This is a genomic window from Pandoraea norimbergensis, from assembly GCF_001465545.3.
Taxonomy (GTDB): Bacteria; Pseudomonadota; Gammaproteobacteria; order Burkholderiales; family Burkholderiaceae; genus Pandoraea; species Pandoraea norimbergensis.
The window spans coordinates 671253-684926 of sequence record NZ_CP013480.3 but is presented as its reverse complement, the minus strand read 5'-3'; the positions used below and the strand labels follow the sequence as shown (position 1 = coordinate 684926).

General features: G+C 64.4%; 13 protein-coding genes. 7 read left to right on the top strand and 6 right to left on the bottom strand.

All coding sequences use genetic code 11. From position 1 onward, the window contains the following. The first annotated feature begins 210 nt into the window (after nt 1-210). A complete protein-coding gene (locus tag AT302_RS03120) occupies nt 211-1581 on the top strand; it encodes an MFS transporter (RefSeq protein ID WP_058377170.1) in 1371 nt (456 codons plus the stop codon). 399 nt (nt 1582-1980) lie between these two features. Next, complete coding sequence (locus AT302_RS03115) at nt 1981-2529, top strand: hypothetical protein (protein ID WP_058377169.1); 549 nt, start codon at nt 1981-1983, stop codon at nt 2527-2529. Nucleotides 2530-2655: 126 nt separating this feature from the next. Here the strand turns inward: AT302_RS03115 and purU are convergent, their stop codons facing one another. The 6 genes from purU to phnF all read right to left on the bottom strand — a co-directional run bounded on the left by purU (nt 2656) and on the right by phnF (nt 9478). Then, nucleotides 2656-3528: a formyltetrahydrofolate deformylase gene (gene purU, locus AT302_RS03110; protein ID WP_058377168.1), complete on the bottom strand. Its 873-nt coding sequence runs from the start codon at nt 3526-3528 to the stop codon at nt 2656-2658. A 72-nt stretch (nt 3529-3600) separates the two neighbouring features. Continuing rightward, nucleotides 3601-4452, bottom strand: coding sequence for an NUDIX hydrolase (locus AT302_RS03105; protein WP_058377167.1), 852 nt, complete (start codon nt 4450-4452; stop codon nt 3601-3603). Nucleotides 4453-4605: 153 nt separating this feature from the next. Next, a complete protein-coding gene (locus AT302_RS03100) occupies nt 4606-7086 on the bottom strand; it encodes a GcvT family protein (RefSeq protein ID WP_058377166.1) in 2481 nt (826 codons plus the stop codon). 177 nt (nt 7087-7263) lie between these two features. Beyond that, nucleotides 7264-7845, bottom strand: coding sequence for a phosphonate metabolism protein/1,5-bisphosphokinase (PRPP-forming) PhnN (gene phnN / locus AT302_RS03095; protein ID WP_058377165.1), 582 nt, complete (start codon nt 7843-7845; stop codon nt 7264-7266). After that, entirely contained in the window at nt 7842-8720 is an 879-nt protein-coding gene (locus tag AT302_RS03090; protein ID WP_084655997.1) for a DUF1045 domain-containing protein, read from the bottom strand. The genes phnN and AT302_RS03090 overlap by 4 nt, the downstream gene beginning before the upstream one ends. Beyond that, nucleotides 8717-9478, bottom strand: a complete 762-nt coding sequence (phnF, locus tag AT302_RS03085; RefSeq protein WP_058377164.1) for a phosphonate metabolism transcriptional regulator PhnF — start codon at nt 9476-9478, stop codon at nt 8717-8719. Before phnF ends, AT302_RS03090 begins: the two co-directional genes overlap by 4 nt. A gap of 94 nt (nt 9479-9572) precedes the next feature. Between phnF and phnG the strand changes: the two genes are divergently transcribed. From phnG to phnK, 5 genes are all read left to right on the top strand, one after another. Continuing rightward, nucleotides 9573-10055 carry a phosphonate C-P lyase system protein PhnG gene (gene phnG, locus AT302_RS03080; protein WP_058377163.1) on the top strand — a complete coding sequence of 161 codons (483 nt, stop codon included), beginning with the start codon at nt 9573-9575 and terminating at the stop codon, nt 10053-10055. Further along, the gene (gene phnH / locus AT302_RS03075; protein WP_058377162.1) at nt 10056-10691 is read left to right on the top strand and encodes a phosphonate C-P lyase system protein PhnH; all 636 of its coding nucleotides are present in this window, start codon (nt 10056-10058) and stop codon (nt 10689-10691) included. Beyond that, entirely contained in the window at nt 10691-11911 is a 1221-nt protein-coding gene (locus AT302_RS03070; RefSeq protein ID WP_058377161.1) for a carbon-phosphorus lyase complex subunit PhnI, read from the top strand. The genes phnH and AT302_RS03070 overlap by 1 nt, the downstream gene beginning before the upstream one ends. Nucleotides 11912-12018: 107 nt before the next feature. Next, nucleotides 12019-12837, top strand: a complete 819-nt coding sequence (locus AT302_RS03065; protein WP_237172153.1) for an alpha-D-ribose 1-methylphosphonate 5-phosphate C-P-lyase PhnJ — start codon at nt 12019-12021, stop codon at nt 12835-12837. 26 nt (nt 12838-12863) lie between these two features. Continuing rightward, nucleotides 12864-13649, top strand: a complete 786-nt coding sequence (gene phnK / locus AT302_RS03060; protein ID WP_058380059.1) for a phosphonate C-P lyase system protein PhnK — start codon at nt 12864-12866, stop codon at nt 13647-13649. The last annotated feature ends 25 nt before the right edge of the window (nt 13650-13674 follow it).

Below are 13674 nucleotides of genomic sequence, written 5' to 3'. Positions count from 1 at the left end.
CTCAAGACAGCATTCCGCCCTTCAAAACGGCCTCAATCGACCCGCGCCGCCTGAAAACCCGCGTGCTTTCTGGCGTCCGGCGAAACAGACGCGGCGCCCGGCAAAGTTTGCTATAACGATGGCCAGCGCTCTACATCTGTCCCTCGCCACGCGCTCACCCGTCGCACCTCACACGCTTACCCGGTTGCCGCTTCGGCAGCCCGCTGCCTCATGCTAGTTCCACTGATTGTTGCCTGCGCGCTGTTCATGGAGAACATGGATTCGACCGTGTTGTCCACCTCGTTGCCGCTGATCGCCAAGGATCTCGGCGAGAGTCCGATCACGCTCAAGCTCGCGCTCACGACCTATCTCATCAGTCTCGCCGTCTTCATCCCGATCAGCGGCTGGATTGCCGACCGCTTCGGCACGCGCAACGTGTTCCGCTTCGCCATCGGGGTGTTTGTCTTCGGCTCGATCTGCTGCGGCATTTCGACCAATCTGCCGGAACTGGTGATCGCGCGTTTCGTGCAAGGTATGGGCGGCGCGATGATGGTGCCGGTTGGCCGTCTCGCGTTGCTCAAATCGGTGGAAAAACGCGACATGGTGCGCGCGCTCAACTACCTGACGATTCCCGCGCTGGTCGGCCCGGTGCTCGGCCCGCCGCTCGGGGGTTTTATTACCACGTACTGGCACTGGCGCTGGATCTTCTTCATCAACATTCCGATCGGCATTCTTGGCTTCGTGCTCGCGACGAAGTACATCCCCGATCTGTTCGAAGAGGATGTGCCGCCGCTCGATGTGAAGGGTTTCATCCTGTCGGGACTCGGCCTGTCGATTCTGATGCTCGGTCTCTCGACCATTGGCCGCCATCTGATTCCGACGCCGCTCGCGCTCGGGCTCGTGGCCCTCGGCGGCGTGTTGCTGTGGTCGTATCTGCGCCACGCACGTGGCCTCGACCACCCGCTGCTACGGCTCGATCTGTTCCGCATTCCGACGTTCCGTGCCGGTGTCGCGGGTGGCACGCTGTTCCGCATCGGTGTGGGTGCAACACCGTTTCTGTTGCCGCTGATGCTGCAACTCGGCTTCGGCATGACACCCATGGAGTCGGGGGCGCTCACGTTCATCTCGGCCGCGGGCGCGATGTTCATGAAGACGCTCTCGCTGCGCATTCTGCAACGCTGGGGCTTTCGCCGTGTGCTGATGACCAACGCGATCATCGCATCGGCCACCATCGGCGGATACGGGTTGTTCACCGACCAAACGGCGCATCTGGTCATTCTCTGCACGCTGCTGTTCGGCGGGTGCTTCCGCTCGCTGCAATTCACCAGCCTGAATGCCATCTCCTACGCCGACGTGCCCGCACACCGCATGAGTCAGGCAACGAGTCTGGCAAGCGTGGCGCAGCAGGTCTCGCTCACGCTGGGCATCACCATCGGCGCCGCTGTGTTGCAAACGTCGTCGTATCTGCACGGGCGCGATCACGTCGTCTCGGCCGACTTCCCGTGGGCGTTTCTGACCGTGGGCCTGATTGCGGTGAGTTCGACGATCTCGATTGCCCGTCTCGCCCGCGATGCCGGTAGCGAATTGGCACAACGCAGTTGACGGACTGAAACTGATAGGCTGGGCACTTCTTCCAAAAGCACAATGCCCGGGGTTTTCGCAGAATGACGATTCTCCTTTTTGAGAATCGAGACGATGCGTATCCCTTCTCCCCCGCCGTCATCCGCGCCCAAAGCCGCCCCGTCGGGAGGTGGCGGCAAGGCGGCAGCTCCCGCCCCCGCCTCCGGAGGCGGAAAATCGCAAGCGTGCGACGCCATCCGGCAATACGTTTCGTCCGTCGCACCGGGCACGAATTGGGCCTTTAGCCCGGCACCCGATCTCTCCGTCGATAAGTTAGGTAATTTCCTTCGCGGTGTCGCCTCGTGGGACACACCCTTTGATCCACTCGACACTCGCAGACTCGCGTTCACGCTAGACGTCGGTGAGCGGATCGAAGTCGACATGATGAAGATCGACGGTGAACGGATGGACGTCAGCGGTCTGCTGAGCGGCGACCCGCGTTTCGTCGTCAAGCGATTGCATCCGCAAAGCACGGTATCGGGGATGGGGCCAGGCGCGGGGGCGGAATCGGCGAGCGGCCTACGTATGCTCTACGCGCAACGCGACCCCCATGCCTGCGAGGCACTGACGGATGCCGGCCTGCTGGACTGGCTGCTCGATGCGTTGGCCGCATCGGCACCGCTGGGCGAATTGCTGGGTTTGCGCACCGCGACGGTCGATTTCTCGGTGCCGCGTTTTGCCCAGCTCATTCAGACGGACCGGCCGAGCCACGATTTTTTCCTCGTGCATAACGAAGAGGGCGTACGCGCGGCCCCCGGCGAAGAAAATCTACCGGTCACTGAATGGCACCCGCCCGACCATCGCGTCACGCTGGACACGCCGTTCTTTGTCGTCATGCTCACCGCAGAGGGCTATCCGCTTCTGGTCACCTATCAGTCGCACCCGGTCACCGATGACTCCCCCCTGTCCGATCTGGCACCCGCTGGCTGACGAGACGCAGTCACCTAATCATCTTGATGGTGCGCCAATGAAAAACGCCCGGGCAGTGATGCCAGGGCGTTTTTTTCCTTCATTGGGCCGCCGTGAATCGGCGAGCCCTCCGCGATGGATCGCCGATTAGCGGAAGATCACCGTCTTGTGCCCATTGAGCAGAATGCGATGCTCGGCGTGATAACGTACGGCACGCGCCAGCGCCACGCACTCCACATCGCGCCCGATGGCGGTCAGTTGTTCCGGGTCCATCGTGTGATCCACGCGCTCGACTTCCTGCTCGATGATCGGGCCTTCGTCGAGATCGGACGTCACGTAGTGCGCCGTCGCCCCGATCAGCTTCACGCCACGGTCGAACGCCTGATAGTAAGGCTTCGCACCCTTGAAGCTCGGCAGGAACGAGTGGTGAATGTTGATCGCGCGGCCCGCCAGTTGCTTGCACATGTTCGCAGAGAGCACCTGCATGTAGCGCGCCAGCACCACCAGATCGATGTTGTTGTCGTTGACCAGTTCAAGCACCTTCGCTTCCTGCGCGGCCTTCGATTCCGGCGTGGCATTCATGAGCGGCAGATGATGGAACGGAATGTTGTAGCTGGCCGCGAGTTGATAGAAATCCTTGTGGTTCGAGACGATCACCGGGATTTCGATGTTGAGCTGGCCGGTCTTGTAGCGGAACAGCAGATCGTTCAGGCAGTGGCCGATCTTCGAGACCATGAGCATGACGCGCGGCTTGATCGCCGCATCGACCAGTTCCCACTGCATTTCGTATTGCGTGGCGAGCGGGGCGAAGTCGCGTTGCAGCGCGGCCAGATCGGTTTCTCCCGGCAGTTGCTGGAAGTGCACGCGCATGAAAAAGCCGCCCGTGAAGCGATCGTTGAACTGGGCCGAGTCGAGAATGTTGCCGCCGCGCTCGACCAGGAAACCGGCCACCGCGTGGACGATGCCGGGACGGTCCGGGCAGGACAACTTCAGAATGTAGCTATTTTCGATCGGTGCCATGATTGCTCCTGGGCAAAAGGCTTGCAATGACGTTGCAGTGTGGAAATTCTGATTGGGCCAGCGGGCCCCGGATTACTCGTCGGCCGGCTTGAACAAGGCGTCGATGCCTGCGCAGTCCTTCGCGCGCACCGCCCCTTCACGCAGCAGAAAATCGAGGCTGGCGAGGCTCGCGTCGACCGTCATCTCGCCGCGCGCGATCACATCGCGCACATGGCCGGCAGAACACAGCCAGTGGGCGCTGGCCTCGCCGTCCTGATTCTCCGGCACGAAGCCACGCGGCAGCGCGAGGTCGTAGACGAACACCTGCTCCGACTGCACACCCTCCGGAATTTCCGCCAGAAGGTGCAGCGTGCGGCCCGGCCGGGCTTCGTTGGCCAGATACGCCGGAATGCCCGCTTCTTCCCAGCATTCCTTGACGAGCGTGTCGCCCACGCCGATGCCGTTGCCGATGCCCCCAGCCGCCGCATTGTCGAGACAGCCGGGATCGGTCGCCTTGTGCACGCTGCGACGGGCAATCCACATTTTCGGTGCTTCGCCCACGAAGCGCGCGGGGACATACGCGTTCACGTGCACGGCAAACGTACGTGTGCCGAAGAACCGCGAGGCCGCGCGCTCGATCCAGGCGAGTGGTGCGTCGTAAAGCCGCTGCCGGATGGCGTAACGTTCGTTGCGCCAGCCGGTGATGATGCCCTCGGCCGCCAGCGTCTCGATCACCGGCGCGAGCGCCGCCGTGCGGGCTTCACACGTGTCGTGACGCGGGTGAATGCGCACCGCGAGCGAGCTGATTTCGAAAACCTCGGGCCACCGGCACAGCGACTCGACGTCGCGACGGCGAATCCAGCCGTAACGCTGCGAACCGATCACGAGCGGCAGGTGTGCCGTGTCGTCGAAGCGGCGCGCCGCTGCTATACATGCAAAAGACATACGGGAAGACCGGACGCACCCTCACCGGACAGGTGCGAAAACTAAGCAAAAGCGGCATTTTACAGAAGCGGCAGCGAGTCCGCCCGTGTCAGTCGAGATTCACGTCCGGCGCCGTGTGGTGATTTCGACTGACATCGGGCCGGAATCACGCCTTCACGCCTTCACTCGTTCGCCTTTCGGGTCGTACAGGGCCCGCAGTTGCACCCGCGCATCGAGCAGTTCGCCTGCCAGATCGACCTGATATCGGCCAGCTTCGACAAACGCGGCATCCACCGGACCGTCGGGGTTGATGAGGAACGCAAGCCCCACCGGCGCGTCGATGGTATGCCCGTACGCGGCCGATGAAATGAAGCCCACCGGCTGGCCATCTCGCAAGACCGCCTCGCCGCCCCACAGCATGCGATCGTCGGCGCCGTCGAGCGCCACGCTCACCAGTTTGCGGCGCACCCCTTGCGCACGGGCCTGTTCGACCGCCGTGCGCCCAGTAAATGCGATGTCGCCCGCCAGCTTGCACGCGAACGTCAGGCCGGCTTCGACCGGGTTGGTATCGGGCGTCAGTTCGCGGCCCCATGCCCGATAGCCTTTCTCGATACGCAGCGAATCGATGGCGTAGTAGCCGGCATCGCGCAACCCGAACGCCTTGCCCGCCGCGTGCAGCGCCTCGTAGACACCCACGGCAAATTCGACCGGCACGTAAAGCTCCCAACCGAGTTCGCCGACGTAGGTCAGGCGCGTTGCACGCACGGTGGCGTAGCCGAGATCGATCTCGCGGCTCGTACCGAACGGAAATGCCTCATTGGAGAAATCGGCCTTGGACACTTGCTGGAGCAAGGCGCGCGAATTCGGCCCCATGACCGCCAGCACCGAATATTGCCCCGTCACGTCCACCACGGTGCAGTGCGCGTCCGCCGGAATGCGGCGCTCTACGTAGTCCATATCGCGGGTGGTCTGTGCCGAGCCAGTGACCATCAGGTACTGATCGGGCGCGAGACGCGTGAGCGTGAAGTCCGACTCGTAGCCGCCCCGCTCGTTGAGCATGCCCGTGTAGACGGTGCGGCCCGGTGCAACCGACACGTCGTTGCTGCACAGCGATTGCAACACACGCTCGGCATCCCGCCCCTTGATGAGCAGCTTCGAGAACGAACTCATGTCGAACAGCGCCACGGCCTCACGGCACGCGCGATGCTCAGCCGCGCTCCACGCATGCCAGTTCTGCTGGCCGAAGCTGTACTCGATGCGCGCTTCTTCGGGCGAAGGCGCGAAGAAGTTGGGCCGCTCCCAGCCCATCTTGCTGCCGAAGCACGCGCCCTTGGCCAGCAACGTGCCGTATAGCGGCGAGCGGCGGAACGGGCGCGCGGTGTCGAGTTCACGATTCGGCCACGGCATCGCGTAATGTAGGCCAAGTGTCTCTTTCACACGGTCGTGCAGCCACGTGTCGTTGCCGTTGAAGCCGGCGAAACGGCGGATATCCACCGGCCACAGATCCATCGTCGGCTCGCCCGCAACAATCCACTCGGCGAGGGCCATGCCCGCCCCGCCCGCCGACGCAATCCCCATGGAATTGAAGCCAGCGCCGACGTAGAAATTCCGCAACTCGGGGGCTTCGCCAAGAATGAAGTTGTTGTCCGGCGTGAACGACTCGGGGCCGTTGTAGAACTGACGAATCTGCGCCGTCTCCAGCGCCGGCACGCGGATCAGCGCGTTCTCCATGAGAATCTCGAACTGGTCCCAGTCGTCGGGCAAAAGTTGAAACTCGAAGTTCTCGGGAATGCCGTTCATGCCCCACGGCTTGGCGTTCGGCTCGAAGCCGCCCATCACCAGCCCGCCCACTTCTTCCTTGAAATAGATGTAGCCGTCGGGGTCGCGCATCACCGGCAGGTCAGGATGCACGCCCGCGATGCGCTCGGTCACGATGTAGTAGTGCTCCGCCGAATGCAACGGCACCGTGACACCGCACATCCGGCCCACGGCCTTGGCCCATTGGCCCGCGCAGTTGACGACGATCTCGGCGTCGACACGACCGCTCTCGCCGTCCTTGTTTTGCCACGACACGCCGGTAGCCGTGCGCACGCCATTGGGTGTCGCCGTGTGAATTTCGGTAATGCGGGTGTTTTCGGCGATGCGCACGCCTCGGCTGCGCGCACCGCGTGCGAGCGCCTGCGTGAGATCGGTCGGATTCGCCTTGCCGTCGCCCGGCAGCCATACGGCGCCCACGAGGTCATCGGTGCGCATGACCGGCCACAACTCACCGGCATCGCGCGGCGAGATCACGTCGCATTGCACGCCATACGCGCGCGCCACGGCGGCAGTGCGCTTGAGTTGCGTCATGCGCTCGGGCGTATGCGCCACCGACAACGAACCGCATTGCTTCCAGCCCGTGCCCAGCCCCGTCTCCGCTTCCAGTTCGCTATACAGCTTGGTCGAATAGCGGATGAGCTTCGTCATGCTCTCCTGCGAGCGCAACTGCCCGACAAGCCCCGCCGCATGCCATGTCGTGCCGCACGACAACTGGCCCTGTTCGAGCAGCACGACGTCGGTCCAGCCGAGCTTCGCAAGGTGATAGGCGACGGAACATCCGACGATGCCGCCGCCGACGATGACGACGCGGGCATGAGTGGGCAAGACTGTGGCCATGTGGGGCTCCGGAAAGCGGCCCGCGCCAGCGACGGCGCGGACAGTGTCGTGGTGGATGTCGTGAGATTACGCAAAGCGCGCTCATTTTGCAATAATTTGCAAAATAACGACACACAACGCCACATCAAACCGGATTGTCAACCTGACATGCGCCCGTCATCTCAATGGGTCACCGGGTCATCCCTCAGCGCCGTCCCTGCGCGTCAGTACGGCCACCAGCGCGTCGCCCGCCTGCGCGAGCGTGCCGTTGTTGGCGATGACGGCCAGCGCAATGCCGTCGGGCGGCGTCCACTGCACGCGATGCGCAACGCGTTGATCAAGCGCCTCCCCCGACTCGCGGCCGCGACTGGCGAGACGCTGTGCGCGCACCTGTGCATCGACCTGAATTTCAACCAACGACAGCCGCTCGCCGTACCGCTGCACCGCGCGTTCGAGAAACGCACGCGAGCCGTTCATCACCACACTCGCGCCGGCCGTCAGCCACGCATCGATTTCCACACCGATGCCGTAGCGGCAACCATGACTTTCCCAGTCGAGTGCGAAGCACCCCAATGCATGCCGCTGGGTGAATTCAGCCGACGACAGCGCGACGTGGTTTTCACCATCGGCCGTCGGCGGCCGTGTGATGTAGCGATGGGCGAACAAGACGGGCGCGGCTGCGGCGGATTGCCCGCCAATGCGCTCGCGCGCGTAGGCCAGCAAGGAGTCCTTGCCTGCGCCCGAGGCGCCCATCACATAGAACAAACGTGCGCGGTTCATGCGGCATCTCCGGCTGGATCAGCCGCACTGGCCGCAGGGTTCTGACCGAACGTGAAGCGCTCTGCGATCACGAACGGCGCCTCGGGGGCGGGCTGCACGAACAGTGCAATGCCATCGACACGCATCGGCCCCAACGCTTGTACACGCGGGCGCCACCAGTCGGTGATCGCCGTCGCGTCGGCAGCGCCGACACGATCCGTGAGCGTGACGTGAAAACGGAATTCATCGAACACGTACGGATAGCCCCAACGTGCGAGCAATTCGCGCTGACGCGTCGTCAGCGGCTGCGCCAGACGACGGGCCAGTTCGGCCTCGCTGGGTAGGGCGCGCAAAGCATCAAACGCTTCCACGCAGTCGAACGCGAGCGCGTCGATCTGTTTGGCGGCTGCTGCGGCGGCGGCACCTGCGGCACTGACAACCCCCGGCACCCCTGCGACGTTCGTTTTCGGACGCAGCGCGACAAAGCCCGGCCGCTTGCCGTTGTCGGTATCCACCACGTCGATGGCCAGCGGCAAATCGAAAGGCGTATGCCGTGCTGCCACGTGTCGCGCGATGGCGTAGAGATCATCTAGCTTCACACCCGGCGCCAGCCGCATCGGCGCTTTGAGCGTGCCGTGCAGCCCATAGCGGCGCGCATCGACGGTAAGGTCTGCGAGCGCACGCGACAACCCCGGCACCTGCGGTGCATTGAGTTGGCGGCCCGTGATGGCGTCGCGCCCCAGCCAACGGCTGCCCTCGTTCCACCAGCAAGCGCCCGCAGGCGGGACGTAATACACGGCAAATCGAGCGACTGCCAAGTCGAGCGACGCCAATGCTTCGCGACGATGGTGTGCGTCGGGTAATGGTTCACCAAGGGATGCGAAGACGTCGCTCATGCCGCGTCTCCCTGCACTACGAGTTGCATTCGATCGGCGGGGAAATAGGCGATGCCGTACTTGATCGGCTTGCCCTTTTCATCGACGTCGGTGCTCTCGACGCTCAATACCGGTTGCTGCCGGTTGATGCCCAGATGCCGTGCGATTTCCGCGTCGGGCAAGCGCGCGCCGATGCGGCTTTCGCGCCGCGTGTAATCGGTCACGCCGTAGGTGGCGAGCGTCGCGCTGATCGTTGTGGACTGCGCAAAGACTTCGGGAAAGTCGGGGAAGCGCGCCGCCGGGAACCAGTTTTCGCTATAGGCGAGCGGCAACTCGATGCCCTGATCGTCAAGGCTGCGACGCGCCAGCTCCACGCGATACACCGACGTGCCCGCGCGTATTTCCAACGCTTGCGCCACGTTCGCTTCGGCGCTCACCTTGCGCGCCGACAGAACCTGCTGCGCGACCTTGAGGTTGTGTTGCGAAAGATTTTCGGAAAAGCGCGTGCGGCGGCCGATGACGTAGTCGATGGCGCCGGCCTGCACGAAAGTGCCACGGCCATGCTCGACATTGACGAGCCCTTGCTCGGCCAGACCGAGAATGGCGCGCCGCACCGTATGACGGTTCACGCCGAAACGGTGGGCCAGATCGGTTTCGCTCGGCAGACGGTCGTCAGGCAGCCCTTCGCCATAGCGGCGCTGGCCAATTTCGGTGGCGAGAATCTGCGCAATCTGTCGCCAAACGGCGACGCCGCCACCGCGTTCGAGTTGTGCTGTCATGAAATTGACACCCGGCAAAGTTGTAATGAGTTCGCGAGACTTACCACCTTCAGTGCCAAAGCGATCATACACACGTCTATACGACTAGACAATCATGCCAAACACAACTTTCGATACCGCGCACGACGCGGGCTCCCCCGCCCCGCAGGCACGGCAGCGCTGGCTGGCGTTGCTCGCCCGCGCCACGCGAGACGAGCTTGACGACGCACTGGCGCGCTGCCCCGACGCGCCTGAATTCGTCTGGCTGCGCGCACCGCAGACCGGCCTCGTGCTCGTGCAGGGCAGGGTCGGCGGCAGCGGCGATCGCTTCAACCTCGGCGAGACGACGCTCACGCGCTGCACGCTGCGTCAGCGCGACGGCGTCCTCGGCACCGGCTATGTGCTCGGCCGCGATGCCGAGCGCGCGGTGCGCGTCGCACGACTCGATGCGCTCATGCAGATGCCGCAACACCGCGCCACGCTTGCTGCGGGACCGCTTGCGGCCATTGCACAACGCGTTGCCGACGCGGTGGAACAGGCCAAGACGGCCACGGCGGCCAGCCGTGTCGAATTCTTCACGATGGTTCGGGAGGCTTGAATGTTGATGGCATCGATGCCCGACTGGTCACAACTGCAACCCGGCTTCGCCGATCCGGTGCATGACGCGCAAGGCGTGTTTCGCGCGGTACTCGACGCGTTGGCGCGCCCCGGCCAACTGCGCAGTGTCGGCAGCCGTCTCGCGCCCAGCGACGAGGCCAGCGTTGCCGCCCGCGCCACGTTGCTGGCACTGGCCGACTCGACGACACCCGTCTGGTTGCAAACCGTGTTGCCGGAAGTGAGCAGTGCGCTGCGCTTTCATACCGGCGCGCCGCTGCTCGGCGGTGACGCCGCGCTTGCAACAGCACAGTTCGCGTTGCTGACGGACCCCGCGCGCTGTCCGGCGCTGGATCACTTTGCGTTCGGCACGTCCGAATCGCCCGAACACTCGGCCACGCTGATCGTCGATGTGCCGACGCTGGCGGCTGGCCACGCGAATGACGGTGGTCTGCACCTGCGTTTGCGCGGGCCGGGCATCGCGACGCATACCGATGTGAGCGTCGGCGGTCTCGACGCCGCTTTCTGGCAGGCGCGTGCGGCGCTGGCGCCACGTTTTCCTGCCGGGCTCGATCTGTTGATCGCGGCAGGCGATACGGTGCTCGGTCTGCCGCGCACCACGCATGTGGAGGTGTGCTGATGTACGTGGCCGTCAAAGGTGGCGAACGCGCCATCGAACAATCTTGGGACCTGCTCGCCAAAGCGCGGCGCGGCGATACGTCGATCCCCGCCCTCACCGTCACGCAGATTCGCGAGCAGATGCGTCTGGCCGTGGCGCGCGTGATGAGCGAAGGCGCGCTGTACGACGAGACGCTCGCGGCGCTCGCGATCAAACAGGCCGCGGGCGATCTGGTCGAAGCGATCTTCTTGCTGCGCGCCTATCGCACCACGCTGCCGCGTCTGGGCACCACGACGCCGATCGACACCGCTGCGATGCGGCTGTCGCGCCGTATTTCCGCCACGTTCAAAGACGTGCCGGGCGGGCAGCTCCTCGGCGCGACCTACGACTACACCCAGCGCCTGCTCGACTTCGCGCTGCTCGCGGAGGGCGAAGCGGCGACGGCGCCGATTGCCGGGGAAGTGCGGGGGCACGACGACAATGCCGCCGATGCCGGTGATGCGGGTGATGCCACGGGCATCCCGCCGCTGCCGCCCATCGAGACCACGCCGCGCGTGACCGACATTCTCGGGCGAGACGGTTTGCTCGAGTCGCTGCGCGCCAACGATCTCGATCCCGAGCCGCACGATCTCGTCCACACGCCGCTCTTCACGCCCGCGTCGCGCACAGCACGACTGCAAAACCTCGCGCGCGGCGACGAGGGCTTTCTGCTCGCGCTGGGCTATTCGACGCAGCGCGGCTATGGCAACGATCACCCGTTTGCAGGCGAGATTCGCATCGGCCACGTCGCCATCGAGATCGAACCGGAAGAACTCGGTTTCCCGATCGACATCGGCGAGATTGCCGTGACCGAATGCCAGATGGTCACGCAGTTCGGTGGCAATCAGGACGTGCCGCCGCAATTCACCCAAGGCTACGGACTCGCGTTCGGTCACAACGAGCGCAAGGCGCTGGCGATGTCGCTGGTCGACCGTGCTTTGCGCACGCAGGAACTCGGCGACGCGATCACCTCGCCCGCGCAGCAGCAGGAGTTCGTGCTCTATCACAGCGACAACGTCGAGGCGTCAGGCTTTGTGCAGCACCTGAAGCTGCCCCACTACGTCGACTTTCAAGCCGAACTGGAACTCGTGCGCCGGTTGCGCGCCGAGCACGCGGCCAAGTACGGCGCCCAGACGGCTGACGCTGACCGCGCAGACGAGGATGCGTCCACGGCCACCCAAGACAAGCAGGAGGCCGCATGAGCGACGCCGCCACATTCGATTCGACAAGTACCCCACACGCCACACCTGAGCCCGCGCAACTCGCAGAAGGCTACAACTTCGCGTTTCTCGACGAGCAGACCAAGCGAATGATCCGCCGCAGCCTGCTCAAGGCCGTGGCCATTCCCGGCTATCAGGTGCCGTTCGGCAGCCGCGAGATGCCGTTGCCGTACGGCTGGGGCACGGGCGGCATACAGGTCAGCGCCGCCGTGATCGGCGCGGGCGACACGCTCAAGGTGATCGATCAGGGCGCGGACGATACGACCAACGCGGTCAACATCCGCCGGTTCTTCGCGCGCACGGCCGGTGTGGCCACCACGACGAAGACCGCCGACGCCACGGTCATTCAGACGCGTCACCGCATTCCCGAAACGCCGCTGCACGAGAGCCAGATCATGGTCTATCAGGTGCCGATGCCCGAGCCGCTGTTCCGGCTGGAGCCGCGCATCGCCGAGTCGCGCAAGCTGCATGCGCTGGGCGAATACGGGCTCATGCGCGTGCGTCTGTATGAGGACATCGTGCGCCACGGCGCCATCGCCACGACGTACGACTATCCGGTGATCGTGGGCGGGCGCTATCTCTCGTCGCCGTCACCGATTCCGAAGTTCGATAACCCCAAGCTCCATATGAACCCGGCGCTGCAACTCTTCGGGGCGGGCCGCGAGCGGCGTCTCTATGCCATTCCGCCCTACACCCCGGTCGAAAGCCTCGACTTCGACGACCACCCGTTCGAGATTCAGAAATGGGACGCGCATTGCGCACTGTGCGGCGCGACCGAGAGCTTCCTCGATGAAGTGATCACGGACGACGCGGGCACGCGCATGTATGTGTGCTCGGACAGCGATTACTGCGGCAGCCGGACTGCCGCAGGCTTATCCGCCAGCGACACCGCGAAGGAGGTTGCATGAACGCCGTGACGAATGCGGCCGTCGGGATGCCGCCCGTCGCCGACCTGCCCCTGCTTCGCGTCGACGGTCTCGCCAAGCGCTATGGCGACCGGATCGGTTGCGAGGGCGTGAGTTTCGATCTGTGGCCCGGTGAAGTGATCTGCGTCGTCGGCGAATCGGGCTCAGGCAAGTCGACATTGCTCAACGCGCTGGCCCTGCGTCACGAGATCGACGCTGGCACGCTGCACTATCGCGGCACCGACGGCGCGCTGCACGACTTGCTCGCCCTCGATGAGGCGCACAAGCGCCGCCTGCTGCGCACCGAATGGGGCTTTGTAGAACAGAACCCGCGCGACGGCCTGCGCATGAACGTCTCCGCCGGCGGCAACATCGGCGACCGGTTGATGGCCGTGGGTGCCCGTCACTTCGGCGATATCCGCAGCAAAGCGCGTCATTGGATGGCGCAGGTCGAACTCGATCCGCAGCGTGTCGATGAGATGCCCGGCGCGTTCTCCGGCGGGATGCAACAGCGTTTGCAGATCGCCCGCAATCTCGTCACCGAGCCGCGCCTCGTCTTCATGGACGAACCGACGGCGGGCCTCGACGTCTCGGTGCAGGCGCGTCTGCTCGATCTGTTGCGCTCGCTGGTGGAGCGCCTTCATCTGGCGGCCATCATCGTCACGCACGATATCGGTGTCGCGCGACTCATTGCTCACCGGCTGATCGTGATGCAAGGCGGGCGCGTCGTGGAGGCCGGGCTGACCGATCAGGTGCTCGACGATCCGCAACACCCCTACACGCAACTGCTCGTCTCTTCGGTGCTGCCCGTATGACTTCCGGAACGACACCTCACAACAT

Coding starts and splice junctions, on each gene's coding strand:
- AT302_RS03120 (WP_058377170.1), top strand. CDS start 211: ATGCTAGTTCCACTGATTGTTGCCTGCGCGCTGTTCATGGAGAACATG.
- AT302_RS03115 (WP_058377169.1), top strand. CDS start 1,981: ATGATGAAGATCGACGGTGAACGGATGGACGTCAGCGGTCTGCTGAGC.
- purU (WP_058377168.1), bottom strand. CDS start 3,528: ATGGCACCGATCGAAAATAGCTACATTCTGAAGTTGTCCTGCCCGGAC.
- AT302_RS03105 (WP_058377167.1), bottom strand. CDS start 4,452: ATGTCTTTTGCATGTATAGCAGCGGCGCGCCGCTTCGACGACACGGCA.
- AT302_RS03100 (WP_058377166.1), bottom strand. CDS start 7,086: ATGGCCACAGTCTTGCCCACTCATGCCCGCGTCGTCATCGTCGGCGGC.
- phnN (WP_058377165.1), bottom strand. CDS start 7,845: ATGAACCGCGCACGTTTGTTCTATGTGATGGGCGCCTCGGGCGCAGGC.
- AT302_RS03090 (WP_084655997.1), bottom strand. CDS start 8,720: ATGAGCGACGTCTTCGCATCCCTTGGTGAACCATTACCCGACGCACAC.
- phnF (WP_058377164.1), bottom strand. CDS start 9,478: ATGACAGCACAACTCGAACGCGGTGGCGGCGTCGCCGTTTGGCGACAG.
- phnG (WP_058377163.1), top strand. CDS start 9,573: ATGCCAAACACAACTTTCGATACCGCGCACGACGCGGGCTCCCCCGCC.
- phnH (WP_058377162.1), top strand. CDS start 10,056: ATGTTGATGGCATCGATGCCCGACTGGTCACAACTGCAACCCGGCTTC.
- AT302_RS03070 (WP_058377161.1), top strand. CDS start 10,691: ATGTACGTGGCCGTCAAAGGTGGCGAACGCGCCATCGAACAATCTTGG.
- AT302_RS03065 (WP_237172153.1), top strand. CDS start 12,019: ATGATCCGCCGCAGCCTGCTCAAGGCCGTGGCCATTCCCGGCTATCAG.
- phnK (WP_058380059.1), top strand. CDS start 12,864: ATGCCGCCCGTCGCCGACCTGCCCCTGCTTCGCGTCGACGGTCTCGCC.